At 76.5% G+C, this 24,601-nt stretch carries 24 protein-coding genes and 1 pseudogene; 18 read left to right on the forward strand and 7 right to left on the reverse strand.

Going from position 1 to position 24,601, the window contains the following annotated elements:
• Positions 1-42 precede the first annotated feature (42 nt).
• Positions 43-1,089, forward strand: a complete 1,047-nt coding sequence (locus J3P29_RS08050) for an iron-siderophore ABC transporter substrate-binding protein (RefSeq protein WP_210492565.1) — start codon at positions 43-45, stop codon at positions 1,087-1,089.
• Between the two features lie 160 nt (positions 1,090-1,249).
• Here the strand turns inward: J3P29_RS08050 and J3P29_RS08055 are convergent, their stop codons facing one another.
• Positions 1,250-2,473 carry a hypothetical protein gene (locus J3P29_RS08055; protein WP_210492566.1) on the reverse strand — a complete coding sequence of 408 codons (1,224 nt, stop codon included), beginning with the start codon at positions 2,471-2,473 and terminating at the stop codon, positions 1,250-1,252.
• Between the two features lie 181 nt (positions 2,474-2,654).
• Here J3P29_RS08055 and purT point away from each other — a divergent pair, with 181 nt between their 5' ends.
• Complete coding sequence (gene purT / locus J3P29_RS08060) at positions 2,655-3,944, forward strand: formate-dependent phosphoribosylglycinamide formyltransferase (RefSeq protein WP_210492567.1); 1,290 nt, start codon at positions 2,655-2,657, stop codon at positions 3,942-3,944.
• Between the two features lie 63 nt (positions 3,945-4,007).
• Here the strand turns inward: purT and J3P29_RS08065 are convergent, their stop codons facing one another.
• The 3 genes from J3P29_RS08065 to J3P29_RS08075 form a co-directional block, all read right to left on the reverse strand.
• Positions 4,008-4,313, reverse strand: a complete 306-nt coding sequence (locus J3P29_RS08065) for a GNAT family N-acetyltransferase (RefSeq protein ID WP_210492569.1) — start codon at positions 4,311-4,313, stop codon at positions 4,008-4,010.
• Positions 4,314-4,454: 141 nt separating this feature from the next.
• On the reverse strand, positions 4,455-5,729 hold the full coding sequence (locus J3P29_RS08070) for an NAD(P)/FAD-dependent oxidoreductase (RefSeq protein ID WP_210492570.1): 1,275 nt from the start codon (positions 5,727-5,729) through the stop codon (positions 4,455-4,457).
• A gap of 59 nt (positions 5,730-5,788) precedes the next feature.
• On the reverse strand, positions 5,789-6,667 hold the full coding sequence (locus J3P29_RS08075) for a hypothetical protein (RefSeq protein WP_210492571.1): 879 nt from the start codon (positions 6,665-6,667) through the stop codon (positions 5,789-5,791).
• Between the two features lie 106 nt (positions 6,668-6,773).
• Here J3P29_RS08075 and rpsA point away from each other — a divergent pair, with 106 nt between their 5' ends.
• The 4 genes from rpsA (at position 6,774) to J3P29_RS08095 (ending at position 10,160) form a co-directional block, all read left to right on the forward strand.
• Complete coding sequence (gene rpsA / locus J3P29_RS08080; protein WP_246851441.1) at positions 6,774-8,084, forward strand: 30S ribosomal protein S1; 1,311 nt, start codon at positions 6,774-6,776, stop codon at positions 8,082-8,084.
• 101 nt (positions 8,085-8,185) lie between these two features.
• Entirely contained in the window at positions 8,186-8,785 is a 600-nt protein-coding gene (gene coaE / locus J3P29_RS08085) for a dephospho-CoA kinase (protein ID WP_210492572.1), read from the forward strand.
• Positions 8,786-8,976: 191 nt separating this feature from the next.
• Complete coding sequence (locus J3P29_RS08090; RefSeq protein ID WP_210492573.1) at positions 8,977-9,543, forward strand: lytic transglycosylase domain-containing protein; 567 nt, start codon at positions 8,977-8,979, stop codon at positions 9,541-9,543.
• The gene (locus J3P29_RS08095) at positions 9,540-10,160 is read left to right on the forward strand and encodes a GNAT family N-acetyltransferase (RefSeq protein ID WP_246851442.1); all 621 of its coding nucleotides are present in this window, start codon (positions 9,540-9,542) and stop codon (positions 10,158-10,160) included. Before J3P29_RS08090 ends, J3P29_RS08095 begins: the two co-directional genes overlap by 4 nt.
• 31 nt (positions 10,161-10,191) lie before the next feature.
• Here the strand turns inward: J3P29_RS08095 and J3P29_RS08100 are convergent, their stop codons facing one another.
• Complete coding sequence (locus J3P29_RS08100) at positions 10,192-10,947, reverse strand: class I SAM-dependent methyltransferase (RefSeq protein ID WP_210492574.1); 756 nt, start codon at positions 10,945-10,947, stop codon at positions 10,192-10,194.
• A gap of 81 nt (positions 10,948-11,028) precedes the next feature.
• Positions 11,029-11,441, reverse strand: a pseudogene (locus J3P29_RS20705) (VOC family protein).
• Between the two features lie 166 nt (positions 11,442-11,607).
• Here J3P29_RS20705 and uvrB point away from each other — a divergent pair.
• The 9 genes from uvrB (at position 11,608) to J3P29_RS08150 (ending at position 20,547) form a co-directional block, all read left to right on the forward strand.
• The gene (gene uvrB, locus J3P29_RS08110; RefSeq protein WP_210492575.1) at positions 11,608-13,647 is read left to right on the forward strand and encodes an excinuclease ABC subunit UvrB; all 2,040 of its coding nucleotides are present in this window, start codon (positions 11,608-11,610) and stop codon (positions 13,645-13,647) included.
• Between the two features lie 3 nt (positions 13,648-13,650).
• The gene (locus tag J3P29_RS08115) at positions 13,651-14,205 is read left to right on the forward strand and encodes a ClbS/DfsB family four-helix bundle protein (protein ID WP_210492577.1); all 555 of its coding nucleotides are present in this window, start codon (positions 13,651-13,653) and stop codon (positions 14,203-14,205) included.
• Positions 14,206-14,259: 54 nt separating this feature from the next.
• Entirely contained in the window at positions 14,260-15,438 is a 1,179-nt protein-coding gene (locus J3P29_RS08120) for an inorganic phosphate transporter (RefSeq protein WP_210492578.1), read from the forward strand.
• Entirely contained in the window at positions 15,438-15,683 is a 246-nt protein-coding gene (locus tag J3P29_RS08125; RefSeq protein WP_210492579.1) for a hypothetical protein, read from the forward strand. Before J3P29_RS08120 ends, J3P29_RS08125 begins: the two co-directional genes overlap by 1 nt.
• Before the next feature lie 105 nt (positions 15,684-15,788).
• Positions 15,789-15,962 (forward strand): hypothetical protein, encoded by a 174-nt coding sequence (locus J3P29_RS08130; RefSeq protein ID WP_210492580.1) that lies wholly within the window; start codon positions 15,789-15,791, stop codon positions 15,960-15,962.
• Between the two features lie 38 nt (positions 15,963-16,000).
• On the forward strand, positions 16,001-17,179 hold the full coding sequence (locus tag J3P29_RS08135; protein ID WP_210492581.1) for a pyridoxal phosphate-dependent aminotransferase: 1,179 nt from the start codon (positions 16,001-16,003) through the stop codon (positions 17,177-17,179).
• Between the two features lie 121 nt (positions 17,180-17,300).
• Positions 17,301-18,683: a hypothetical protein gene (locus J3P29_RS08140; RefSeq protein ID WP_210492582.1), complete on the forward strand. Its 1,383-nt coding sequence runs from the start codon at positions 17,301-17,303 to the stop codon at positions 18,681-18,683.
• 53 nt (positions 18,684-18,736) lie between these two features.
• On the forward strand, positions 18,737-19,621 hold the full coding sequence (locus J3P29_RS08145; protein ID WP_210492583.1) for an A/G-specific adenine glycosylase: 885 nt from the start codon (positions 18,737-18,739) through the stop codon (positions 19,619-19,621).
• An 89-nt stretch (positions 19,622-19,710) separates the two neighbouring features.
• Entirely contained in the window at positions 19,711-20,547 is an 837-nt protein-coding gene (locus J3P29_RS08150; protein ID WP_210492585.1) for a DivIVA domain-containing protein, read from the forward strand.
• A 14-nt stretch (positions 20,548-20,561) separates the two neighbouring features.
• On the opposite strand, the gene J3P29_RS08155 is transcribed toward J3P29_RS08150, so the two are convergent.
• Complete coding sequence (locus J3P29_RS08155) at positions 20,562-21,401, reverse strand: class II fructose-bisphosphate aldolase (RefSeq protein ID WP_210492586.1); 840 nt, start codon at positions 21,399-21,401, stop codon at positions 20,562-20,564.
• A gap of 93 nt (positions 21,402-21,494) precedes the next feature.
• Here J3P29_RS08155 and J3P29_RS08160 point away from each other — a divergent pair, with 93 nt between their 5' ends.
• The 3 genes from J3P29_RS08160 to J3P29_RS08170 are packed head-to-tail and all read left to right on the forward strand — an operon-like array spanning position 21,495 to position 24,546.
• The gene (locus J3P29_RS08160; RefSeq protein WP_210492587.1) at positions 21,495-22,826 is read left to right on the forward strand and encodes an FGGY family carbohydrate kinase; all 1,332 of its coding nucleotides are present in this window, start codon (positions 21,495-21,497) and stop codon (positions 22,824-22,826) included.
• Entirely contained in the window at positions 22,823-23,596 is a 774-nt protein-coding gene (locus J3P29_RS08165; protein WP_210492589.1) for a DeoR/GlpR family DNA-binding transcription regulator, read from the forward strand. The genes J3P29_RS08160 and J3P29_RS08165 overlap by 4 nt, the downstream gene beginning before the upstream one ends.
• Positions 23,593-24,546: a 1-phosphofructokinase family hexose kinase gene (locus J3P29_RS08170; RefSeq protein WP_210492590.1), complete on the forward strand. Its 954-nt coding sequence runs from the start codon at positions 23,593-23,595 to the stop codon at positions 24,544-24,546. Before J3P29_RS08165 ends, J3P29_RS08170 begins: the two co-directional genes overlap by 4 nt.
• Positions 24,547-24,601 lie beyond the last annotated feature (55 nt).

Consider the following 24,601-nt stretch of genomic DNA (forward strand, 5'->3'; position numbering starts at 1 on the left):
GACGCTGCGGCGTGTCCCCCGACCCTCGCAACAGGAGCTCCCGTGGCCCCATCGTTCCGCCGTCTTCTCCGCACGCTGACGACCGTCCTGGCCGTCCTCGGCGCCGGCGTCCTGCTCGCCGCCTGCGGCGCGTCCGACGACGAGCCTTCCGCGTCGACCGCCGCGTCCGGGGCGTCGGGCGCGTTCCCCGCCCGCATCGAGGGCGCCTTCGGCACGGCCACCGTGCCGGCGGCCCCGAAGCGGGTCGTCGCCCTCGGCTGGAGCGACCAGGACGTCCTGCTGGGCCTGGGCGTCAAGCCGGTCGCCGTCTACGACATCGGCCCCGACTTCCCGACCGGCGTGGGCCCGTGGGCGTCCGACCTGCTCGACGGGCAGAAGCCGCAGAAGCTGAGCCTGGCGGACGGGATCCCGTTCGAGAAGGTCGCGGCGCTGCGGCCCGACCTGATCGTCGCGGTGCAGTCCGGCGTGACGGCCGACGACTACGCGAAGCTCGCGAAGATCGCCCCGACCGTCACCTACGCGAAGGGTCGCGCGCCGTACGTGACGCCGTGGCCGGAGCAGGCCGAGATCATCGGGGAGGCCGTCGGGCAGCCGGAGAAGGCCGCCCAGCTCGTGCAGACGACGAAGGACGCGCTCGCGCAGGCGCGGAAGGACCACCCCGACCTGCAGGGCCGGACGTTCACCTACATGGCGCGCCGCCAGGGCGACCAGGTCGGCCTGTACCTGCCGGACGACCTGCGCCTGAAGTTCCTCGAGGACCTGGGCATGAAGCTGTCGCCCGGGCAGCGCGCGGCGGCGAGGTCGGCGCCGAAGGGCGCGTACTTCGTGGACGTCTCCTACGAGCGGCTCGGCGCCCTCGACGCCGACGTGCTCGTCGCCTGGTTCACGTCCGAGAGCGAGCGCAAGGCGTTCAGCGCCCGGCCGGTCTTCCGCGCGATGGACGTCGCCAAGCGCGGCGGGTTCGTCCCGCTCGACCTGATCCAGGCGCAGGCGCAGGGCGCCCCGACGGTGCTGAGCATCCCGTGGGCGATCGACAACGTCGTGCCGCTCGTCGAGCGCGGGCTGGCGGGCAAGGGCCCGAGGTCCTGACGGCCCGGGCCGGCGCGCCGCGCCGGCCCGCCGGCCCCGCGAGGCCCCAGCGCGGCGGTGCCACGCCCGCCCGCGCCGCCCCGGCGCGCGGGCGTGGCGGCCCCCGAGAACGGCGAAGGCCGGGCGCAAGCCCGGCCTTCGCGGTCCTCGGGGAGCGGCCCTAGAAGCCCGGCGGGTGGCGCGCCACGAAGCCGGCGGAGGAGCGCATCTCGCTCGTCCACCGCGTGCCGCCGCCGCGCAGGTTCGACGTGTCGAAGCGGCGGCCGTCGACGACCATGTAGGCGTGCCCGCCGTTGGCGTAGACGGTGATGCGCTTGCCCGGGCCCGCCTCGCCCCAGCTCATGAAGCCGCCGGAGGTCAGCGGCGCGTCGAGCAGCCCGCCGGCCGCCAGCGCGTACGAGATCGACCCGGAGCAGTCGTAGCCGCCCGAGGCGCCGCCGTGGCCGCCGCCCCAGACGTACGGGGTCGTCGCGATCTCGTTCGCGGCCGCGACGACGCGGCCGACGACGCCGCCCTGGTCCGCCGCCGGGGCGGAGGAGCCGCCGCCCGAGGAGGACGACCCGCCTGACGAGGAGCCGCCGGAGGACGAGCCGCCGCCCGACGGCGCGGCCACCCGCGGCGCGGCGCGCGTGGCCGACGCGGCCTCGCGGGCCGCGCGGGCCGCCGCGGCCTGCTCCCGCTCGAGCCGGGCGATGCGGGACTGCACGCTGCGCAGCTGCGCCTTCGCACCGTCGCGGCGCTCGAGCTGCGCGGCGCGGCGGCGCAGGATCGCGTTGCGGACGACGTCGGCCTGCTCGCGGTCGGCCTCGGCCTGCTTCGCGAGGGTGGCGTAGCGGGTGCGCTGGCCCTCGAGCCGGTCCTCCTGCCGGGCGACCTCGCGCTTCGCGTCGCGGGTGACGTCGAGGATGCGGCCGTTGTGGTGCGAGACGCGCTCGAGGAAGTCGACGCGCTCGAGCAGGTCGTCGAACCCGTTCGAGTTCAGGACGACCGAGACGATGTCGGGCCGACCGCTCTCGTACGCCTTCTGCAGGTTCTGCGAGAGCACCTCGGTCGCCTCGGCGGCCTTGCGCTCCAGCGTCGACAGGCGGGCGCGGGCGCGGACGAGGTCGTCCTGGCTCTGCTGCAGGAGCGCGCGTCGCCGGGTGACCTGGCCGTCCAGGCGGTCCAGCCGCGCCTGCGCCTGGGCGAGACCCGCGTTCGTCCGCGCGATGCGGGCGCTCTCGGCCGCGACGCGCTGGCGCAGGCTGGACGCGGCGGCGCGCTCGGCCGCGACGTCGGCGGTGCCCTGGGCGGGCACGCCGGCGCCGACGGTCACGGCGGCCGCGCTCGTGGCGAGCAGCGCGATGGCGCGCAGGCGGTTTCGGCGGCGTGGGGTCGCGAGCATGGAACCTCGGGTCTGGGGTGCGCGGAGCGCGGCGTCCGGGCCGGGCGGCGGTCGGCGGCGGACACAGGCAGCCGTGGGACACGGATGCGCAGGCGACGCTAGCGCGGCCCGTGCGGACGACCCAAGGGTCGGGTGGGCCCTGCAAGCGGTCTTGCAGGAGCCGCTGCGATCATCCGGCGCGATGCCCGCGCCCACCGCTCCCGCGCCCACCACGATCGGCACCCCGGGGTCGCCGCGGGCGGTCCGCCTGGTGCTGCTGGGCAGCGGCGAGCTGGGCCGCGAGGTCGCGATCGAGGCGATGCGGCTGGGCTGCGAGGTCGTCGCCGTCGATCGCTACGACGGCGCGCCCGCGATGCAGGTCGCGCACCGGCGACACGTCGTGACGATGACCGACCCCGACGCGCTGCGGGCGGTCCTCGCCGAGGAGCGCGCCCGCGGCGGCGTCGACGGCGCCCCGTTCGCCGGCCGTCTGCTCGTCGTCCCCGAGATCGAGGCGATCGCCACGCACGTCCTGCAGGAGGTCGAGGCCGAGGGCGTGCACGTCGTCCCGACCGCGCGCGCCGCCCGCCTGACGATGGACCGCGAGGGCATCCGCCGCCTGGCGGCGGAGGAGCTGGGGCTGCCGACGTCGCCGTACCGCTTCTGTCGCTCCGCGGAGGAGCTGCGCGACGCCGTCGCGGCGCTGGGCGGCGCGGCGGGCGACGCGTTCGTCCCGTGCGTCGTGAAGCCGGTCATGTCGTCGAGCGGCAAGGGCCAGTCGGTCGTCCGCTCGCCCGAGGACGCCGAGCGCGCGTGGGCGTACGCGCAGGAGGCCGGGCGCACGGGGGCGTCCGACGTCATCTGCGAGGGCTTCGTGGCGTTCGACTACGAGATCACGCTGCTCACCGTCCGTCACGCGGGCGGCACGACGTTCTGCGCGCCGATCGGGCACACCCAGGAGGACGGCGACTACCGCGAGTCCTGGCAGCCGCAGCCGATGTCGGCCGCGGCGGCGCGGCGGGCGGAGGAGGTCGCGCGCGCGGTCACCGACGGCCTCGGCGGCCACGGCATCTTCGGCGTCGAGCTGTTCGTCCGCGGCGACGAGGTGCTCTTCAGCGAGGTCTCGCCGCGCCCGCACGACACCGGGATGGTGACGCTGGCCAGCCAGGCGGCGAGCGAGTTCGCGCTCCACGTGCGCGCGATCCTGGGGCTGTCGGTCCCGACGGACGCGGACGGCCGCGTGCCGCTGCTGTCGCCGGCGGCGAGCGCGGTGATCCTGGGGCCGGACGCGCTCGGCGCGGCGGACGCGCCGGCGTACGAGGGCGTGCCGGAGGCGCTGGCGGTGGACCCCGGCGTCGACCTGCGGCTGTTCGCCAAGCCGGACACGCGGCCCGGCCGCCGGCTGGGCGTGGCCCTCGCCCGCGCCGCCGACGTGACCGCGGCGCGCGAGCGGGCGACGGCGGCCGCCGCGGCCGTGCGCGTCGCGGGCTAGGCCGGACCCCGGCGTCCCGACGCCGGCCGCGCGCCGACGCCCGGCCGGCGGCGCCCGCCGGGGCTACTCGAAGGCGCGCCGGATGCGCTCGTCGAGGAACGGCAGCAGCTCGTGGTGGCCGTGCACGTACCGCGCGACGAACGGGCAGATCGGCACGATCGCCTGGCCGCGGTCCCGCGCGTCCTCCAGCGCGCCCGCGACGAGCTCGGTGCCCAGCCCCCGTCCGCCCACCTTCGGGTCCACCTCGGTGTGGGTGAAGACGATGCGGTCGCCGGCGACCTCCTGGTAGGCGGCGAAGCCGACGACCTCGCCGTCCTCCACGAGCTCGTAGCGGTGCTGGTCGGGGGCGTTGCGGACCTCGGTGCTCATGGGACTCCCGGTGCTCGGGCGCCGCGGTCGCGGCGCGATCGGCGCGCATGCTGCCAGACGCCCCGGCGCGCGTCCTGGGGCAGGTGACGGTCGTCGCCCCGGTCGCCCGGCGCCCGGGGACGTCGGGCGAGCGGCGCGGGATCAGTCCGCGGGCGCGCCGGCCGGTGCGCCGCCGCGCTCGGCGCGGGCGGCTCCGGCGGACGCCGGGCGGCCGGCGCGCGCCGGCCGCGCCGCCGCGGGCAGCGCCACGCCGGGGTCGGGCGCGGGCGGCGCGTCGAGCGCCGACGCCGAGAACGTCCGCAGGTAGGCGCCCCACGCGCGGGTGCTCACCGAGAACGGGCTGAGCGCCGCGAGCACCGCGGTCAGCAGGCGTCGCCGGGGGATCGCCCGGCCGGCCAGGCGCTGCAGGCGCAGGAGCCACCGGTAGGCCGGCAGCTTCTGCGCCGACCGGGCGGCGTGGCGGCGCAGCGCCTGCTCGCGCGTCTGCCGTCCTTCCAGGGTCCAGCGCAGCTCGCGCCCCAGCAGCACGCCGAAGTGCAGCGCGGGCCGGATCCCCTCGGCGGTCAGCGGCAGGCAGTGGCCGGCGCTGTCGCCGACGAAGAAGACCCCGTCGCCCGTCGCGGCGCGCAGCCTGTGCGGGATCCAGTTGCCCTGGAAGCGGACGGCGTCGCGCCCCAGGTCGTCGGCGAGCCGCAGGGTCGGGTCCTTCACGTGCTCGCGCGGGTCGAACGATCCGACGCCGACCCGGATCTCGTGGCCGGCCGGGAAGGACCACGCGTAGCCGTCGGGCACGTAGCGGGGGTTCAGGAACAGCTCGAGCTCGCCGGACACGCCCTCGGGGTGGACCTCGAGCCCGCGGGACAGGTACGCCTCGGGCGGCTGGATCGTCGCCTCCGACGCGGGCGCCAGGATCCGCCGCCAGCCGAGCGCGTCGACGACGAGGGGCGCGCGGAGCTCGCCGCGGTCCGTCGCGATCGCGAGCGGCTCGCCGGGCCGCGGCGCGGCGGCGCGGGCGCGGCCCTCGACCTTCGCCGTCTCGAAGCGGAAGTCGCCCTGGGCGGCCAGCAGGCGGCACAGCTCGCGGTAGTCGAACGTGGCGAACGGCTCCGGGAGCGCCCACGAGAAGCTGTGGTCCTCCGTCCGGGCGACGATCCGGCGGAACGTCTGGCGCAGGGCGCCCGTCAGCCCGAGCGCCTCGAGCCACGGGAGCGGGACGGCGCAGGCGGACGTCGCCCGCTCGCCGATCTCGTAGCGGTCCACGACGACGACGTCGGGGCGGCGGCCGTCCGGGAGCGTGGCGCCCGCCAGCTCGCGGGCGACCGCGAGCCCGGCGAAGCTGGCGCCGCAGATCAGGACGTCGCAGTCGAGGTCGAGGGGCGTGCGCGCGTCCCCGCGCGTCGTGGCTCGCACCGGCATGGCGGTCGACTGTACCGGCGCCGGACGGGCCGCCCGCCGGCGTGGCGCGGCGGGGACGGTCAGCGGGCGACGGCGCCCGCGCGGGCGCGGATGGCGTCCGCGAAGCGGTCGCTCGCGCCCGCCGACGCGCCGAGGAAGAGGAACGGCTCGACGAGCTCGAGCTCGAGCAGCAGCGGCGTGCCGTCGTCGCCGCGGACGAGGTCGACGCGCGCGTACAGCGGGGTCAGCCCGAAGCGCGACCGGACGAGCTCGAGGGCGCGCCGGGCGACGTCCTCCTCGGCCGCGGACGGTGCGTGCGGCCGGATCTCGGGCATCGCGGCCTCGTCCGCGCTCGGGGCGGCGCCGCGCTCGAGGATGCGGCCCTTCTCGATCGCGTGCGACAGCCGGCCGTCGAAGTGCAGCAGCGCGCTCTCCCCGCGCTCGTCGACGGACGCGACGAAGGGCTGCACCATCGCGACGTGGCCGGCGGCGTGGATCCGGGCGATCAGCGCGTCGCGCGCCGCCTCCTCGCCGGGCAGGAAGCGGCCGGTGTCGCGGGCGCCGGCGGACACCGACGGCTTGACGACGTGCTCGCCGGCGAGCACGGGCAGGTCGGCGGGCAGCGCCTCGCCGGGGGCCACGAACCGCGTCGGCACCGTGGGCAGGCCCGCGTCGGCGAGCTCGCCGAGGTAGCGCTTGTCGGTGTTCCACGCGAGCACGTCGGCGGGGTTCGCCAGCCGCGGGACGCCGGCCGCCCACGCCAGGAACGCGTCGCGGCGGTCGTGGTAGTCCCAGGTCGAGCGCACCACGACGAGGTCGAACGCGGACCAGTCCACCGCCGGGTCGTCCCAGATCACCCAGGCCGCGTCGAGCCGCTCCGCCAGCGCCGTCTCCTCGACCCCCTGCGGGTGCTCGGCGCTCGTGGCGAGGGCGATGCGGGGAGCGGGGGAGGAGGCCATGCGTGCGATGGTAGGGACGGACCCGCGGACGCCGCCGCGTCGCCCGCCCGCGTCCAGCTCCGGGCGGCCCCCGCCAGGACCGCATACGCGCTATCCTTCGCGGTTCATGTCCACCACCGAGATCCCCGCGGCGAACGTGGTTGAAGGTTCCGACGGCCTTCTCCTCAACGTCGACGGGAACATTGTCCCCAACTACGACGCCACCTTCCCCGGCTTTGCCGAAGGTGACGTGATCACCGGACGCGTCGTCCGCATCGACCCCGACGAGGTGTGGGTCGACGTCGGCTACAAGTCCGAGGGCGTGATCCCGCAGCAGGAGCTGTCGATCCGCCGCAACGCCGACCCGTACGACGAGGTCGAGCTGGGCGAGGAAGTCGAAGTCCTCGTCATGGTGAAGGAGGACGACGAAGGTCGTCTGAAGGTCTCGCGCAAGCAGGCCCGCTACGAGCGCGCGTGGAAGCGCATCGAGGCGGCCCAGGAGACCGGCGAGCCCGTCGAGGGCACCGTCATCGAGGTCGTCAAGGGCGGCCTCATCATCGACCTGGGCGTCCGCGGCTTCCTGCCGGCGTCCCTCGTCGACATCCGGCGCGTGCCGAACCTCGACGAGTACCTGCACACGATCATCGAGTGCAAGGTCATCGAGCTCAACCGCCAGCGCAACAACGTCGTGCTGTCGCGTCGTGCCGTGCTCGAGGAGGAGCGCAAGGAGCAGCGCCAGGCCATCCTGGACGTCCTGCAGCCCGGCGTCGTGGTCGAGGGTCAGATCTCGAACATCGTCGACTTCGGCGCGTTCGTCGACCTCAACGGCATCGACGGCCTCATCCACATCTCCGAGCTGTCCTGGACGCACGTCAACCACCCGAGCGAGGTCGTCTCGATCGGCGACGTCGTGCAGGTCAAGGTCCTCGACATCGATCGCGACCGCCAGCGCATCTCGCTGGGTCTCAAGCAGACCCAGGAGGACCCGTGGCAGCGCGTCGTCGACACGTACAACGTGGGCGACGAGCTCGAGGGCACGGTCACGAAGGTCGTCACCTTCGGTGCCTTCGTGGAGATCATGGAGGGCGTCGAGGGCCTGGTCCACATCTCCGAGCTCGCGGCGCACCACGTCGAGAGCCCGCGCGAGGTCGTGCACCCGGGCGACGACGTCAAGGTCAAGATCCTCGAGATCGACGACGAGCGCCGCCGCCTGTCCCTGTCGGTGAAGCGCGTCGAGGGCCAGATCCTCCCGCGCCGCGAGGCGTCCGCCGACTCCGGCGACCAGCTCGCGCACACCTCGGGCGGCGACGACGACGCGCCGGCCTACACGTCCGCCGACGAGGGCTTCTCCGAGCCCCCCGCCGCGGTCGAGGCCGACGACGCCGTGGCGGAGGAGGCCCCCGAGGCCGACGCCGCCGAGGAGACGCCCGAGGGCTGATCCCCGCCTGCGGGGCGCCCACGCGTCCCGCATCGCGACCGTCCCCGCGGCCCGCCCTTCGGCGGGCCGCGGTCGTTCCGGGGTCGCTACCGTCTGGGGGGATGGCTGTCCCCTTCGTTGGGCTCACCGGCGGTCTGGCCGCCGGCAAGTCGACCGCGCTCGCGGCGCTCGAGCGCCTGGGCGCGCGCACGCTCTCCACCGACGCCGTGGTCCACGGCCTGTACGAGGGCGCCGAGCTGCGCGACCTCGTGGTCGAGCGCTGGGGCGCCGACGTCGCGCCCGACGGCGTGGTCGACCGGGCCGCGGTCGCCCAGCACGCGTTCGGCGACCCCGCCGAGCGCACGTGGCTCGAGGGCCAGGTCTGGCCCCGCGTCGCCCAGGCCGTGCTGGCGTTCCGCCAGGAGGCCGACGCCGCGGACCCGGCCCCTCGTGCGGCCGTCGTCGAGACGCCGCTGCTGTTCGAGGCGGGGATGGAGGCGGGCTACGACGCGACGATCGCCGTCGTGGCGCCCGAGGCGCTGCGGCAGGAGCGCGCGCAGGCGCGGGGGCACCACGGCGTCGCGGCGCGCAACGACCGCCACCTGTCCCAGGAGGAGAAGGCCGAGCGCGCGACGTACGCGATCGTGAACGACGGCACCGTCGAGCAGCTCGAGGCGCGGCTCGCGGCGGTCCTGGACGACCTGGCGCGGCCGGGGACGTGAGCGGCGGGCGTCCGCGACAGTCCCGGCCCGCCGCCGGCCGCGCGCCGACGGCGCCGCGCCGCGCCGCCGCCTCGCGCGCCGCCCGGCCCGCCCCGCCGCGTGGCAGCGGTGCGGCCGGCCCGCCGCGCCCCCGTCCGGCGGCGCGGCGCGACGCCGCGGCCCGCCGCCGCGCGGGGCGTCGCCGCCTCGGCGTGCTGCTCGTGGCGATCGTCGGCATCGCCGTCCTGGCCTGGGCGGTCGCCGGCACGCACGTGCGCGACGCCGTGGACGAGATCCGGCTGCCGCTCAAGCACGAGGACGTCATCCGCCAGCAGGCGCGCGAGAAGGACCTGGACCCCGCGCTGATCGCGGCGATCATCTACGCCGAGTCGCGCTTCCGCGACAACCAGGAGTCGGCGGCCGGGGCGATGGGGCTGATGCAGGTCACGCCGGACACGGCGCGCGACGTCGCCCGCCAGTCCGGCGCCAACACCTTCGCGATCGGCGACCTGCACACCGCCGACGTGAACATCCGCTACGGCACCTGGCGGCTGCGCGACATGCTGCGCCGGTTCGACGGGAACACGATCCTGGCGGTCGCCGGGTACAACGCCGGCCCCGAGAACGCGAAGCGCTGGCAGGCCGCGGCCGCCGCCGCGGGCCACGCGGTGCGGGTCCGGGACATCACGTTCCCCGAGACGCGCAACTACGTGCAGAAGGTCCTGGACGCGCGGCGGGACTACCGCCGCACGTACCCGCGGGAGCTGGGGCTGGGATGAGCGCCCGTCCCGCGACCGACGACGGCGTGCCGCCCGCCACCGACGGCGCCGGCGTCGCCGAGCAGCGGCCCGCCTTCGGAGCGGCGCGCGTCGAGCGGGTGGCGCGCGTCGACGGCCCCCTGCGCGCCCGGCTGCTCCGGATCTGGACCGACGTCTCGAACGCGGGCGGCTGGGTCGGCTTCGTGCCCCCGGTGGCCGAGGCCGAGATCGCCCCGGTGCTCGACGCGGCGCTCGCCCGCGTGCACGCCGGGCGGGACTGGCTCGCGGTCGTCCGCACCGGCGCGCCGGACCGGCCGGCGCCCGACGACGTCGCCGGGTTCGCGTTCGTCGCCAACAACGACCGCCTGCTCTCGGAGCACTGGCGCTGGGTGCTGCGCGTGCAGGTGCACCCCGAGCACCAGGGCGCGCGGCTGGGCGCCGTGCTCCTCGACGGCATCGCCGACATGGCGGCCGACGACGGGCTCGAGATGCTGCTGCTGACCGTGCGCGGGGGCGAGGGGCTCGAGGCGTTCTACGGCCGCGCCGGCTACCGCGAGGTCGCGCGGATCCCGCGGGCGATCCGGGTCGCGCCGGACGACTACCGGGACCAGGTCCACCTGGCGCACCACCTGCGCTGAGCCGGTCGCCGGGCCGGCGGCCGGCGAGCCGTCAGGCGTCGTCGCGGCGCACGGCCGTGACCAGGCGCGCCGGCGGCATGAGCGACCACCAGCGGCCCGAGCGCCGCACGTCGTCGAACCCGTGCGCCCGCAGGTCGCGAACGAGCTGCCCGGTGGCGGCCGGCTCGAGCAGCGCGACGCGCCCGCCCGGCCGGACCACGCGCTCCAGCTGCTCGACGGCCTCCGTCCGCGCGACCGCCGAGGGCAGCAGCGAGAGGACGTCGCGCGAGACCGCCAGGTCGACGGACGCGTCGGCGACGGGCAGCTCGCGGACCGTGCCCGTGCGCAGCGCCACGCCGCGGACGCCGGCCGACGCGAGCGTCTTCTTCGCCAGCGCCTTGCCCGTCGGCTGCAGCTGCGACTCCACCCACGCGTCGACGCCGGTGACCGAGCCGCCGGGCAGCCGGACGGCCAGGCCGGCGCACAGCAGCCCCGCGCCGCAGCCCAGGTCGAGGGCGTCCTCGTCGCCGCGCAGGTCCAGGCCGTTCAGCAGCCGGTCGGTCGCGGCGATCTTCGTGTGCTTCGACGTGCGGAACATCCCGGCGGCGACGACGAGCGCGGTCAGGCAGGCGAGGAGCAGCGCCAGGACGACGAGCCCGCGGGCGCCGAGGAAGGCGCCCGGCACGACGATCACGCCCACGAGGGTGGCCACGCCGAGGCCCATGCCGATGCCGGCCATGCGCCGCGCCTGCGCCGGACGGTCCAGCGCGTAGGGGAAGTTCGGGTCGATCTCCGGCGTGCTGGCCATGCCCGGGGAAGGGTACGGCGGGGCGGGCGGCGGGCGCCGCGCCGTCCCCCGATCGCCGCCCCGGGGCGGCGCGGCGCCGTCTCAGCGGGCGGCGCGCTCGCGCGCCGCCGCGGTGACCGGGGCGAACAGGTTGACGAGGGTGCCGTCCGGGTCGCGCAGCAGCAGCGACCGGTTGCCCCACGGCATCGTCGTCGGCTCGGCCACGACCGCCGGGTCCTCCCCGGCGGGGACGGACGCCAGGGGTCGCGGTACGCGGCGTCCACGTCGTCGACGCGGAACTCCAGGATCACGGAGGCGTTCTCGCCGGCCCTCGCGGCGCCGGGGGCGAAGAGCGGCACCGTGCGCGTGCCGGCGATCGCCAGCGTGGCGCCGCCCGCGCGCAGCTCGGCGAAGTCCGGGGTGGACCAGTCGGCGTCGGCGGCGAGCAGGCGCTCGTACCAGGCGACGAGACGGGCGACGTCGTCGGTGATGATGCGGATCGAGGTGAACTCCACGGGGGCTCCGGGGTCGGGGGCGGGTCGGCCGGCGACGCTAGGCCGCACTGCGGTCACCGCCCGACCGCTTTCGGCGCGACGCTGCGGCCATGCCGCGCCCGTCGCCCTCCTCCGAGCACGCGAACGCCTGTTCGTCCGACCCGTCCGCGCGGTACGCTGGAACGTGATGCCAGAGTTCCGTCTCGCGCAGGGCTGGACGCCGAAGGCCGACCAGCCCAAGGCCATCGACGAGATCGTCGAGAGCGTCCGCGCCGGCGCGCCCTTCACCACGCTGCTCGGCGCCACCGGCACGGGCAAGACCATGACGATGGCCTCGACGATCGAGCGCCTGCAGCGGCCCGCGCTCGTCATGGCCCACAACAAGACGCTCGCCGCGCAGCTCTGCAACGAGTTCCGCACGTTCTTCCCGCAGAACGCCGTCGAGTACTTCGTCTCGTACTACGACTACTACCAGCCCGAGGCGTACGTCCCCTCGAAGGACCTGTACATCGAGAAGGACTCGGCGATCAACGAGGAGATCGACCGCCTGCGGCACGCCGCGACGGCGGCGCTGTTCGCCCGGCGCGACGTCATCATCGTCGCCTCGGTCTCCGCGATCTACGGCCTCGGCTCGCCGGACACCTACGACCGCAACCTCGTGGTGCTGCGCCGCGGGGACGAGGTCGACCGCGACGCGCTGCTGTCGAAGCTCGTCCACATCCAGTACCAGCGCAACGACACCGCGCTGCAGCGCGGCACGTTCCGCGCCCGCGGGGAGACGATCGAGATCTTCCCGGCCTACGCCGAGACGGCGTACCGCGTGACGCTGTTCGGCGACGAGGTGGAGCGCCTGCAGCACGTCGACACGATGACCGGCGAGCTGCTCGAGGACGACCTGGAGCACGTCGCGATCTGGCCCGCGTCGCACTACACGACGCCCGAGGGGCAGATGGAGCGCGTGACCGCCGAGATCGAGCGCGAGCTCGAGGAGCGGGTGAAGGAGCTCGAGTCGCAGGGCAAGGAGCTCGAGAGCCACCGCCTGCAGCAGCGCACGCGCTACGACATCGAGATGCTGCGCGAGATGGGGTTCTGCAACGGCATCGAGAACTACTCGCAGATCATGGACGGCCGTACGGCCGGCGAGCGCCCGTACTGCCTGCTGGACTACTTCCCCGAGGACTTCGTCTGCTTCCTGGACGAGTCGCACCAGACGGTGCCGCAGATCGGCGCGATGTACGAGGGCGACCGCTCGCGCAAGCAGACCCTCGTGGACTACGGCTTCCGCCTGCCCAGCGCGCTGGGCAACCGCCCGCAGACGTTCGACGAGTTCCTCTCGATCACGCCGCAGACCGTCTTCGTCTCGGCCACGCCGGGCAAGTTCGAGGAGGCGCGGTCCGAGCGCGTCGTCGAGCAGATCGTCCGCCCGACCGGCATCGTCGACCCCGAGATCGACGTCCGCCCGTCCATGGGTCAGGCCGACGACCTGATGAACGAGATCCGCCGCCGCGTGGACCGCAACGAGCGCACGCTCGTCACCACGCTGACGAAGAAGATGGCGGAGGACCTGACGACCTACCTGCTCGAGAACGGGTTCAAGGTCCGCTACCTGCACTCCGACGTCGACACGCTCGAGCGGATCCAGATCATCCGCGAGCTGCGGCTGGGCGAGTTCGACGCGCTCGTCGGCGTCAACCTGCTGCGTGAGGGCCTGGACCTGCCCGAGGTGTCGCTCGTGGCGATCCTCGACGCCGACAAGGAGGGCTTCCTCCGCGGCGCCACGTCGCTCATCCAGACGATCGGCCGCGCCGCCCGCCACGTCGAGGGCCGGGTCATCATGTACGCCGACAAGCGGTCGGCGGCGATGGACGTGGCGATCTCCGAGACGGAGCGCCGTCGCGCGATCCAGCTGCAGTACAACGAGGACAACGGGATCTCGCCGCAGGCGATCAGCAAGGGCGTCTCCGACATCGGCGAGTTCCTGCAGGGCGAGTCGAAGCTGCCGAAGGGCAAGCGCCGCCGCGCGAAGCAGGAGGCGACCGACAAGCTCACCGTCGAGGAGCTCAACACGCGCTTCGTGAAGCTCGAGGAGGAGATGCTCGCCGCGGCCGAGGAGCTGCGGTTCGAGCACGCCGCCGCGCTGCGCGACGAGCTGCGCGAGCTGCGGCAGGAGATCGAGCGCCGCGAGGCGGGCGCCGCCACGGCGACGCCCACGGACGCGGCGGCGTAGGCCGTGACGCCGCCCGCCACGCTCGCCGAGCTGGAGCGGGACGTCGAGCGGGCGCTCGGCCGGCTCGAGGCCGAGCTGGACGCCGTCGCGGACGCCGGTCAGGACGACCTGCCCTGCGTCGACGGGTGGACGGTCCACGACGTCGCCGCCGTGCGCACGGCGTGGGCCGAGATGACGCGCGACTGGATCGCCGCCGGGCGCCGCGGGGAGGCCCCGCCGACGCCCGCCGCCGGCTACGGCTGGAACCAGACCCCGGCGCTGAACGCGGCGATCGTGACGCGCGAGGCCGCCACGCCGCTCGACGAGCTACGGCGGCGCCTGCGGGCGGCGACCGCCGCGTGTCTGGCCCACGCCCGGGACCTCGACGGCCCTGACCTGCTGGAGCCCCGCCGGTTCGCCTGGACGCGGACGTGGCCGGTGCTGCGGTGGATCCACGCCAACACGACCGCGCAGCAGGAGAAGGCGCGCACGCTGATCCGGCGCGCCCGCCGGGCGGCGGCCGCCGGCCCGCCGACGCCCGAGCACCGGGAGGGTGGCGCCGCGCCGCTCGCGCCGTGACCATCCCGTGAAGGCCCTTGGCGGACGCAAGCATGCGGCGTAGCGTCCGCCCGCATGGGCTCCGACGTCCTCCTCGCCGTCGTCATCGCGGCCGCGGTCTCGTTCGACTTCACGAACGGGTTCCACGACACGGCGAACGCGATGGCCACCTCGATCGCGACGCGGGCGCTGTCGCCGCGCGCGGCGGTGCTGCTGTCGGCGGCGCTCAACTTCGTCGGCGCCTTCGTGTCGGTGAAGGTGGCGACGACGATCGCCGAGGGCATCGTCGACAACACGGTGATCGCCGGTGACGCCGGGCTGGCGCTGCTCTTCGCCGCGCTCGCCGGGGCGATGCTGTGGAACCTCGTCACGTGGGCGCTCTCCCTGCCGTCCAGCTCGAGCCACGCGCTCATCGGCGGCATCGTCGGCGCGGTCCTGATCGCGCACGGCACCGGCGCGATCAAGGGGGAGGGGCTGATCGAGAAGGTGCTCCTGCCGGCCGTCCTGGCGCCGCTGCTGTGCGGCTTCGTCGCCGCGCTCGGCACGTTCGTCGCCTACCGCCTGCGGCCCGGGGGCCCGACCGCCGAGAGCCGGCGCGCCTACCGCTACGGGCAGCTCGCGTCCGCGTCGCTCGTCTCGCTCGCGCACGGCACGAACGACGCGCAGAAGACGATGGGCGTCATCACCCTGGCGCTCGTCGCCCACGGCACGCTCGACGACGCCTCGGCAATCCCGCTCTGGGTGAAGGTCGTCGCGGCGCTCGCGATCGCGGGCGGCACCGCCATCGGCGGCTGGCGGATCATCCGCACGCTCGGCAAGCGGCTGACCGAGATCGAGGCCCCGCAGGGCTTCGTCGCCGAGTCCTCCAGCACGAGCGTCATCCTGGCGTCGTCGTACTTCGGCTACCCGCTCTCCACCACGCACGTCGTGTCCGGCGGCATCCTCGGCGTCGGCATCGGCAAGCGCCTGTCCGAGGTGCGGTGGGGCCTGTTCGGCACGATGGTCGTCGCCTGGGTCTTCACGATCCCCGCGGCCGGCCTGGTCGCGGCCGCGATCTGGGAGGGCTCCGAGGCCATCGGCTCCGGCTCGACCGGGTCGGTGATCATGGCGATCCTCTCCGGCGCCGCCGCGCTGACCCTCTTCGTCACCGTCCAGCGGAAGGCGGCGGTCGAGGCGCACGACACGGTCGGCGACCACGACGACGAGCCCGCCCCTCCGGCCCGCGCGGCCGCCCCGACCCCGAAGGCCGCCTGATGCCGCCCGTCGCCACCGTCGTCGACCTCGACGCCCTCTGGAAGATCGCCCTCGCCGCGCTGTGCGGCGGCGTCGGCGTGACCGCGATCTTCGGGATCGGCGTGTTGCGCGGCGAGGCGCTGCTCGCCGCCCGCCGCCGCGGCGAGGGCGGCGCCGTCGCGGCGAACGGCCTGGTCGTGGCGGCCTGCGCCGCCGTGTGCGTGGCGGCGATCGTCGCGGGCGTGCTCGCGATGACGCACAAGTAGCGCCGCGTCTGTCGGAACTCCTTGGGTTCCGCTCAGCCTCCTCCGAGGCGCCGCCGCGAGACTCGGTGGCGTCGCAGCACCACCCCCGCAGGAAGGACCACCGCCATGCCGCAGAACCGTCGTCTCGTCCCGCTCCCGACGCCGCCGCAGCTCGAGGTCATCCACGCCGCCGACGACACCGTCCGGGCCGAGCTGATCGCGCTGCCGGTCCCGCGCCGCCCGGCCGGGGCGCCGGACGCCGACGTCCGGGCCGCGGACGCGCCGCTGCCCGCCGCGTAGGCCCGCCCCCGCCCCGGGGCGGCCCGTAGGCTGCCCGCATGAGCCACGGGACCGCCGCCCGCCTGCGGGGCTTCGGCACGACGATCTTCGCCGAGATGACGGCGCTCGCCCAGGCGACGGGGGCGATCAACCTGGGCCAGGGGTTCCCGGACGAGGACGGGCCCGCCGAGGTCGTCGCGGCCGCCGCCGAGGCCCTGCGCGCCGGGCCCAACCAGTACGCGCCGGCGCGCGGCGTCCCGGCGCTGCGCGAGGCCGTCGCCGCCCACGCGCGCCGCTGGTACGGGCGCGAGCTCGACCCGGACACGCAGGTCCAGGTGACGGTCGGGGCCACGGAGGGCATCGCCGCGTCGCTGCTGGGGCTCTGCGATCCGGGCGACGGCGTCGTCCTCTTCGAGCCCTACTACGACTCCTACGCGGCGGGCGTCGCGATGGCGGGGGCCGAGCGACGGGTCGTCACGCTCCGCGCGCCGGACCTGACGTTCGACCCGGCGCAGCTGCGCGCCGCGGCGGCGGGGGAGGGGCACGGCGGCCGGCCGGCGCGGCTCCTGCTCCTCAACTCGCCGCACAACCCGACCGGCAAGGTCTTCACGCCGGAGGAGCTGGAGCAGGTCGCCGCGGTGTGCCGGGAGCACGACCTGATCGCGGTCTGCGACGAGGTCTACGAGCACCTGGCGTTCGACCGCGAGCACGTGCCGCTCGCGACGCTGCCCGGGATGGCCGAGCGCACGCTGACGGTCTCCTCGGCCGGCAAGACGTTCGCGCTGACGGGCTGGAAGGTCGGCTGGGTGACCGGCCCGCCGGCGCTCGTCACCGCGGTCGCGACCGCCAAGCAGTTCCTGACCTTCTCGGGCCACGGGCCGCTGCAGGAGGCCGTCGCCCGCGCCCTCGCGCTCGACGACGCGTACTTCGCCGGCGCCCGGGACGCGCTGCGCCGCAAGCGGGACCGCCTCTGCGCCGGCCTGCGCGCCGCCGGCCTGGAGGTGCTGGCACCCGAGGGCGGCTACTTCGCCACCGCCGACGTCCGCGCGATCGGCGAGGAGGACGGTCGGGCGTTCTGCCGGGCGCTGCCCGAGCGTGCCGGCGTCGTCGCCGTGCCGACCGCCGTCTTCTACGACGACGAGACCGCCGGCCGCTCCCTCGTGCGCTTCGCGTACTGCAAGCGCGACGAGGTGATCGACGAGGCCGCCCGACGGCTCGCTGCAACGTCGCGACCTTGAGCGATGTCCCGGGATCTGGACGTATAGGCTGCGCCGCGCCCGTGCGCGGCGTCCGGCCCCGTCCCCCGGCCGGCGCCCCGCGACGGGCACGTCCCCCTAGATCCTGCACGGAAGGAACCCGGTGCACCCACGCTCATCCGCCGCCCTGCTGGGCGGCGCGATCGCCACCTGCGCGCTCGCCGCGCTCGTCCCCGCCCCGGCCCTCGCGGCCGACGGCACCTACGCCGTCTACGCCTGCAAGGGCCCCACGGGCGCGCCCGTCGGCGTGGCCGGCTGGAGCCCGGCGGCGACGTCGGAGGCGCAGGCGACGAACGGCTGCTCCGGCGGCGGCCCGTTCGCCGTCGCGCTGAACGCGAACGCTCACGGCGGACAGGGCGGCCAGTGGTCGTTCGCCGCGCCCGCCGGCACGCGCATCGCCGGCCTGACGGCGCTCCGGGTGTCCCAGGGCTTCGCCGGCACCGCGAACAACTCGGCGACGTACGCGATCACCGCGACCGGCAGCGCGCCCGACGGCAACCGCAAGGACCTCGAGCGCTGCGTGAAGGACGGCGACGCCTGCCAGACCGAGCTGACCGCCCCGGTGTCGAAGCCCGGCCTCGACGCCGCCGGCGTCACGATCGGGCTGACCTGCGGCCTGTCGGCGTTCGAGGTCTGCCCGAACCCGCCGACGACCGTCTCGATCGGCCAGGCCGTCGTCAGCCTGAAGGACGACGCCAAGCCCGTCGTCGGCAACAACGCGATCCTCGACGAGGGCGAGACGAGCGGCACTCTGGCCGTCCGCTTCGACGCGACCGACCAGGGCGGCGGCCTCTACCGCGTCAACACGCTCGTGGACGGGCAGCCGTTCGCGTCCGAGGGGCTCGGCGGCGCCGACTGCGTCGACGCGAACCCCGCCGACGGCGACGCGCACCAGTTCCTCGTCCCGCAGCCCTGCGCCGCCGCGGTCGCCGGCCGCGAGGTCCGCGTCGCGTACGGCCAGCTCCCGCCCGGGCCGCACACCGTGCAGACCGAGGTGGAGGACGCCGCCGGCAACACCCAGGCCGTCTCCGCGGTGCAGTTCCCGAAGGTCAACGGCGACGGCGGCCCCGGGAGCGACTACGAGCGCCTGCGGCACGCGCGGATCCGTGCGTGGTTCGGCAGCGGCAAGAAGCACCCGCGCAAGGCCGACGTGCCGTACGGCGAGCGCTCCGTGATCCGCGGCAAGGTCGTCGACCGCCGCGGCAAGGGGATCGCCGGCGCGCGGCTCGACGTCTACCACGTGACCCGCGGCGGCCGGCGGACCCTGGCCAAGACCGGTCTGAAGACCCGCAAGCAGGGCCTCTTCACGTACATCGTGTCGAAGAAGGTCGACACCCGGAAGATCGACCTGACCTACCGCGCCACCCGCCCGGGCCCGGTCACGAGCGACCTGCGCCTGTCGCTGCGCGTCGTCCGCAAGGGCAAGACGTTCTACCTGAAGCAGAACCGCCCGAAGGCGGCGAGGAAGGGCGCCCGGCGCCCCTGACCGCCGGCCCGCCGGCCGCGCCGCCGCGCGGGCCGGCGGGCTACCCTGGCCCGATGCCCGCCGCCCCGCCGACCCGCGCGCCCGACGACCGGGACGCGGCGGCGGAGGGGGCGCTCCGGGCCGACCGGGACGCCGCCCGCGACGCGATCCTCGCCTGGTACGGCGAGGTCGCCCGCGACCTGCCCTGGCGGCGCACCGACGACCCCTACGCGATCCTCGTCTCCGAGGTCATGCTGCAGCAGACGCAGGTCGCGCGGGTCGTCCCACGCTTCGAGGCGTGGATCGACCGCTGGCCGACGGCGGAGGCGCTCGCCGCCGCGGACCGCCGCGACGTGCTGGCCGCCTGGGTCGGCCTGGGCTACAACTCCCGCGCCGTGCGGCTGCAGGAGGCGTGCGTCGTCGTCGCGCGCGACGGCTGGCCGGCGTCCGCGGCGGGCCTGCGCGCGCTGCCGGGGATCGGGCCGTACACGGCCGCGGCGGTGGCCTCGTTCGCGTTCGGCGAGCGCGTGGCGGCCGTCGACACGAACGTCGTGCGCATCAGCGAGCGGCTGGGCCTGGGCGCCCCGGACGAGCTGCTGCCCGACGACGACCGCGCCGCGACGTGGAACCAGGCGGCGATGGAGCTCGGCGCGACCCGGTGCCGGGCACGGACGGTGGAGTGCGGGGCCTGCCCGGCCGCGGCGTGGTGCCGGTCGGCGCACGCCGTCGTGATCCCGCCCCGCGGGGCGCGGGGCACCCGGCAGCGGTTCGAGGACAGCGACCGCTACGTCCGCGGGCGAATCGTCGCCGCGCTGGCGGGCGGGCAGGACCTCGCGGCCGCGCTGCCGGCCGAGGTGACGCCCGAGCGCGTCGAGCGCGCCGTGGCCGGCCTGGTCCGCGACGGCCTGCTCGTCCACACGGACGACGGTCCGGCCCTCGCGCCGTCAAGCGCCGGTTAAGCCGCCCGCCCGGCGGGCGTGCCGGGCCGGGGCGTCCGCTAGATTCGCCACGCCGCGGGCCGCCGGCGCCCGCGCGAGAGAGGAGCGACGTGCCGACGGACCGCCAGAGCATCGAGAAGCGCGACTTCCCCATCGCCCGCCGGGGGTACGAGACGCACGCCGTCGACGAGCACCTGCGGCGCCTGGCGGACGAGGTCGAGGCCCTGCGCGCCGAGCGCGACGCCGCCCTGGCGGCCGCCGCCGCGCCCGCCCCGGCGCCCGCGTCGGCGTCGCTCGCCGCCGGCGCGTCCGAGCGCGTGCGGCGCATCGTGGCCGCGGCCGAGGAGACGGCCGAGAGCCTGGAGCGCGACGCACGGGACGAGGCCGACCGGGTGCGCGCGGACGCCGAGCACGAGGCGCGCGAGCGGGTGTCCGCCGTCCGCGGCGCCACCACGTCGCTGCTGCAGCGGGTGGCGGCGCTCGACGCCGAGGTGGGGCGCGTCCTGGAGGACCTGGGCGGCGAGGTGCCGGCCGCCGTGGCCGGCAGCGTCTCGCCCGAGTCGCGGCACGTGACCGCCGGTGCCCCCGACGGCGGCCTGCCGACGCCCGAGCAGCTCGACGCGCCCGCGGCGCCCGTCGTGGAGCCCGACCCCGAACCGGCCCCGGCGCCGGCCGCGTCCAGCGCGACCCCTCCCGCCGCGCCGGATCCTGTGCCGTCCGCGGTCGCCGGCCCCGCGCCTACCACGCCCCCGACCGCCGCGCCCGCGCCCGCCGCGACGACCCCGCCGGCCGAGCGCAGCACGGACGAGGCCGGCGCCCGCCTCGTCGCGCTCGACCTGCTGCTGGACGGCACGCCGCGCGAGGAGATCGACCGGCGCCTGGCCGAGCGCTACGCGCTGCCCGACCGCGCGGGCCTGCTCGACGAGCTGTACGCCCGCCAGGGCTGAGCCCGCGCCGGGGCCTACGCCCCGGCGAGCGTGCGGGCCACGCGCTCCGCGGCCTCGGCGATCGCGTCGCGGCCGGCGGCCAGGTACGGCCGCGGGTCGACCAGCTCCGGCCGCTCGGCGAGCGTCCCGCGGACCGCGCCGGTGAACGCGACGTTGAGCAGCGTGCCGACGTTGACCTTCACCATCCCCGCGGCCACGGCGGCGCGCAGCTCGTCGTCGGGAACCCCGGACGAGCCGTGCAGCACGAGCGGTACGGGCACGGCGGCGCGCAGGGCCGCGATCCGCTCGCGGTCCAGCCGCGCGGTCCGGTCGGTCATCTTGTGCGACGAGCCGACCGCGACGGCGAGGGCGTCGACGCGCGTGCGGCGGACGTAGTCCGCGGCCGCGTCCGGGTCGGTGCCCGCGCCGACGGTGTGGTCGCCGTCCTTGCCGCCGACCTCGCCGAGCTCGCCCTCGAGCCACACCCCGGCGCCGCGCGCCCAGGCCGCGGCGTCCGCGGTGGCGGCGACGTTGTCCTCGTCCGCCGCCGACGACGCGTCGAACATGACGGACGAGAACCCCGCGGCCGCGGCGGCGCGGAGCAGTGCCGGGTCCTCGGCGTGGTCCAGGTGCAGCGCGACGGGCACCGCCGCCTCGCCGGCCAGCGCCACGAGCGCCGCCGCGACGGGGCGCAGGGTGCCCCGGCGGTGCGCGACGGCGTTCTGGCTGAGCTGCAGGATCACGGGCCGGCCGGCGGCCTCGGCGCCCGCGACGATGCCCTCGGCGTGCTCCAGGCCGATGACGTTGAACGCGGCGATCCCGCGGCGCTCGTCGCGCGCCGGGGCCAGGATGTCGCGGATGTGGACTGCGGGCATGGGCTCCTCGGGACGCCGCTTGACAACTCCAACGCTTCGCAACAATATCCACCGAACTCCAATGCGGCAAACGAACGAGACGGGCACGGCCCGATGACGGCGGTCCTGATCGGCCTGGACGTCGGCACCACGTCCGCGAAGGCCGTGGCGCTCGACGAGACCGGCGAGGTGCTCGGCGAGGGGCGCCGCCCGACGCCGTGGCGCACCGTGCCGACGGGTGCCGAGCTCGACGCGCTCGCGCTGCTGGACGCGGCCCGCGCCGCCCTGGCCGACGCGGCGGCGGCCGCCGGCGGCAGGCCCGTCGCGGCCGTGGGGGTGGCCAGCATGGGGGAGTCCGGCGTGCTGCTCGACGGCCGCGGCACCCCCGTCGCGCCCGTGATCGCCTGGCACGACCGGCGGGACGAGGCCGAGGTGGCGCGGCTCGGCGCCGACCTGGGCGCCGACGCGCTCGCCGTGCGCACCGGCCTGCCGCTGCGCGCCCAGTGGAGCCTGACGAAGCACCGCTGGCTGCTCGACCACCACGAGGGCGCGCGGTCCGCCGTCCGCCGCCTGGGCGTGGCGGAGTGGATCGTCCGCGGGCTCGGCGGGGAGGAGTCGAGCGAGGCCTCGCTCGCCTCGCGCACGGGCTGGCTCGAGCTGACCGGTCGCGCCTGGTGGGCCGAGGCGCTCGAGTGGTCGGGGGCGACGGCCGGGCTGCTGCCGCCGCTCGCCGGCGCCGGGACGCCGCTCGGCGTCGTCACGGCCTCCGGCCTGCCGGACGCGCTCGCCGGCGCCGTCCTCGCGGTCGCCGGCCACGACCACCAGGCGGCGGCGGTCGGCCTGGACGCCGCCGGACCGGGCGACCTGCTCGACTCGTGCGGGACCGCCGAGGCGCTCATCCGCACCGTCGCCCCCGACCTGCGCGCGGACGCCATCCGTCGCCTCGTCGCCGCCGGCACCACCGTCGGCTGGCACGCCGCCGCCGGCTGCTGGTGCGTCCTGGGCGGGACGGAGGGCGGCCTGCTGCTGGGCCGCGTGCTCGAGCGCCTCGGCGTCGGGTCGCAGGGCCTGGCGGCCCTGGACGCCGAGGCGGGCGCCGCCGCCGACGTCGCCGTCCGCGTGGTGCGCGGCGTCGACGGGGACGTGCGGATCGAGCCGCCGGACGCGCCGGCCGGCGCCGTCTGGCGGGCCGCGGTCGCCGCGGCGGGCGAGGACGCGCGCGGGCTGCACGCGGCCATCGCGGACGTCGTCGGCCCCGCCGAGCGGGTCGTCGTCACCGGCGGCTGGGCCCGCAGCGCCACCGTCCGCGCCGCCAAGCGGGCGACCCTCGGGCCCTTCGAGCGGCGCACGGACGGCGAGCCGGGCGCGCGCGGGGCCGCGCTCCTGGCCGGCCTGGCGGCGGGCGTCTACGCCGACCGCCGCGAGTTCCCGGAGCCGCCCCGGTGACCGGTCGCGCCCCCTTCTCCGCGGAGCGCCGCCGCGTCATCCTGGACGCGCTGCGCACCCGCGGTCGCGTCGGCGCCGCCGAGATCGCCGACGAGCTCGGCGTGACCGGCGAGACCGTGCGCCGCGACCTGATCGCGCTCGAGCGCGAGGGACGCCTGGCGCGCGTCCACGGCGGAGCGGTCCCGCTCGACCGCACCGTCGCGGAGCCCAGCGTCTCCGCCCGCGTGGGCCTGGACGGCGAGAAGCGCCGGATCGCGCGCGCCGCCCTCGCGCACGTGCCCGCGTCGGGGACGATCCTGCTCGACGCCGGATCGACGACCGTCCGCCTCGCCGAGCTGCTGCCCGCGACCGGCGACCTGGCCGTCTTCACGAACGCGCTGCCGATCGCCACGCACCTGCTCGAGCGCACCGAGCTCGAGGTGCACCTGCTCGGCGGCCGGATGCGCCGCCCGACCGAGGCGAGCGTCGGGCCGTGGGCGGGCGCCGCGCTGCGCGACCTGAACGTGGACGTCGTCTTCGCCGGCGTCAACGGGATCTCGCTCGAGCGCGGGCTGACGACCCCCGACGCCGCCGAGGCCGAGGTGAAGGGCCTGATGCTCGCCGCCGGCCGCCGCAGGATCGTGCTGGCCGACCGCACGAAGCTCGGCGTCGCCCGCCTGCACCGGCACGGCGGGCTCGAGGACGTGGACCTGCTCGTCACGGACGACGAGGCCGACGACGAGGCCCTCGCCGCGCTGCGGCGCGCGGGCGTGGAGGTGGAGACCGCATGATCGTGACCGTCACGCCCAATCCCAGCCTGGACCGCACGGTCTACCTGGACCGCCTGGAGCGCGGCCGCGTGCAGTTCGGCGAGCGCGAGATGCTCGAGCCGAGCGGCAAGGGCGTCAACGTCGCCCGCGCGCTGCTGGCCAACGGGCACGCCATCCACGCCGTGCTGACCGTCGGCGGCGGCGCGGGCCAGGAGATCGCCGTCCGCCTGGAGCAGGAGGGGGTCCCGGCCACGACCGTGCCGGTCGCGGCCCCGAGCCGCGCGAACGTGCAGATCGTGGAGCCCGACGGGACGATCACGAAGATCAACACGCGCGGGGAGCCGGCCACGTCGGCCGAGCTCGACGGCCTGCTCGTCGCCACGCGCGCCGCGGTCACGGACGCGCGCTGGCTCGTCGGCGCGGGCAGCCTGCCGCCCGGCGCCGAGCCGGGCTTCTACGCCGCGGCGTGCCGACACGCGCACGCGGTCGGCGCGCGCTTCGCCCTCGACACGACGGGCCGGGCGCTCGCGGCGGCGCTGCCGGCCGGCCCCGACGTCGTCAAGCCGAACGCGGACGAGCTCGCCGAGGCGGTCGGCCGGCCCGTGCGGACGCTCGGCGAGGCCACGGACGGCGCGCGCGTGCTGCTGCGCCGCGGCGCGCGCAACGTCGTCGTCAGCCTGGGGCCGGACGGCGCGCTGCTCGTCTCGCCGGACGGGGTGCACCACGCGGCCGGGCGCCCGGCGCAGGTGCGCAGCACGGTCGGCGCGGGCGACGCGCTGCTCGCGGGGTTCGTCGCCGAGGGCGGCGTCGGGCCCGCCGCGCTGCGCTCGGCCGTGGCGTGGGCGACCGCCGCGGTGGGCGTCGCCGGCAGCCACGTGCCGCGGGTCACGCGGGCGGACCTCGACGCCATCGTCGTGGTCGCCGATCCGGCCGACCGTCCCCTCGCGGACGCCGGCGTCCTGGCCGCCTGAGGGCCGCGCGCGGGCAGCCGGGGGCGGGTGCCGCAGGACTGGGGGCGCGGGCCAC

Source organism: Patulibacter sp. SYSU D01012 (assembly GCF_017916475.1).
Taxonomy (GTDB): Bacteria; Actinomycetota; Thermoleophilia; order Solirubrobacterales; family Solirubrobacteraceae; genus Patulibacter.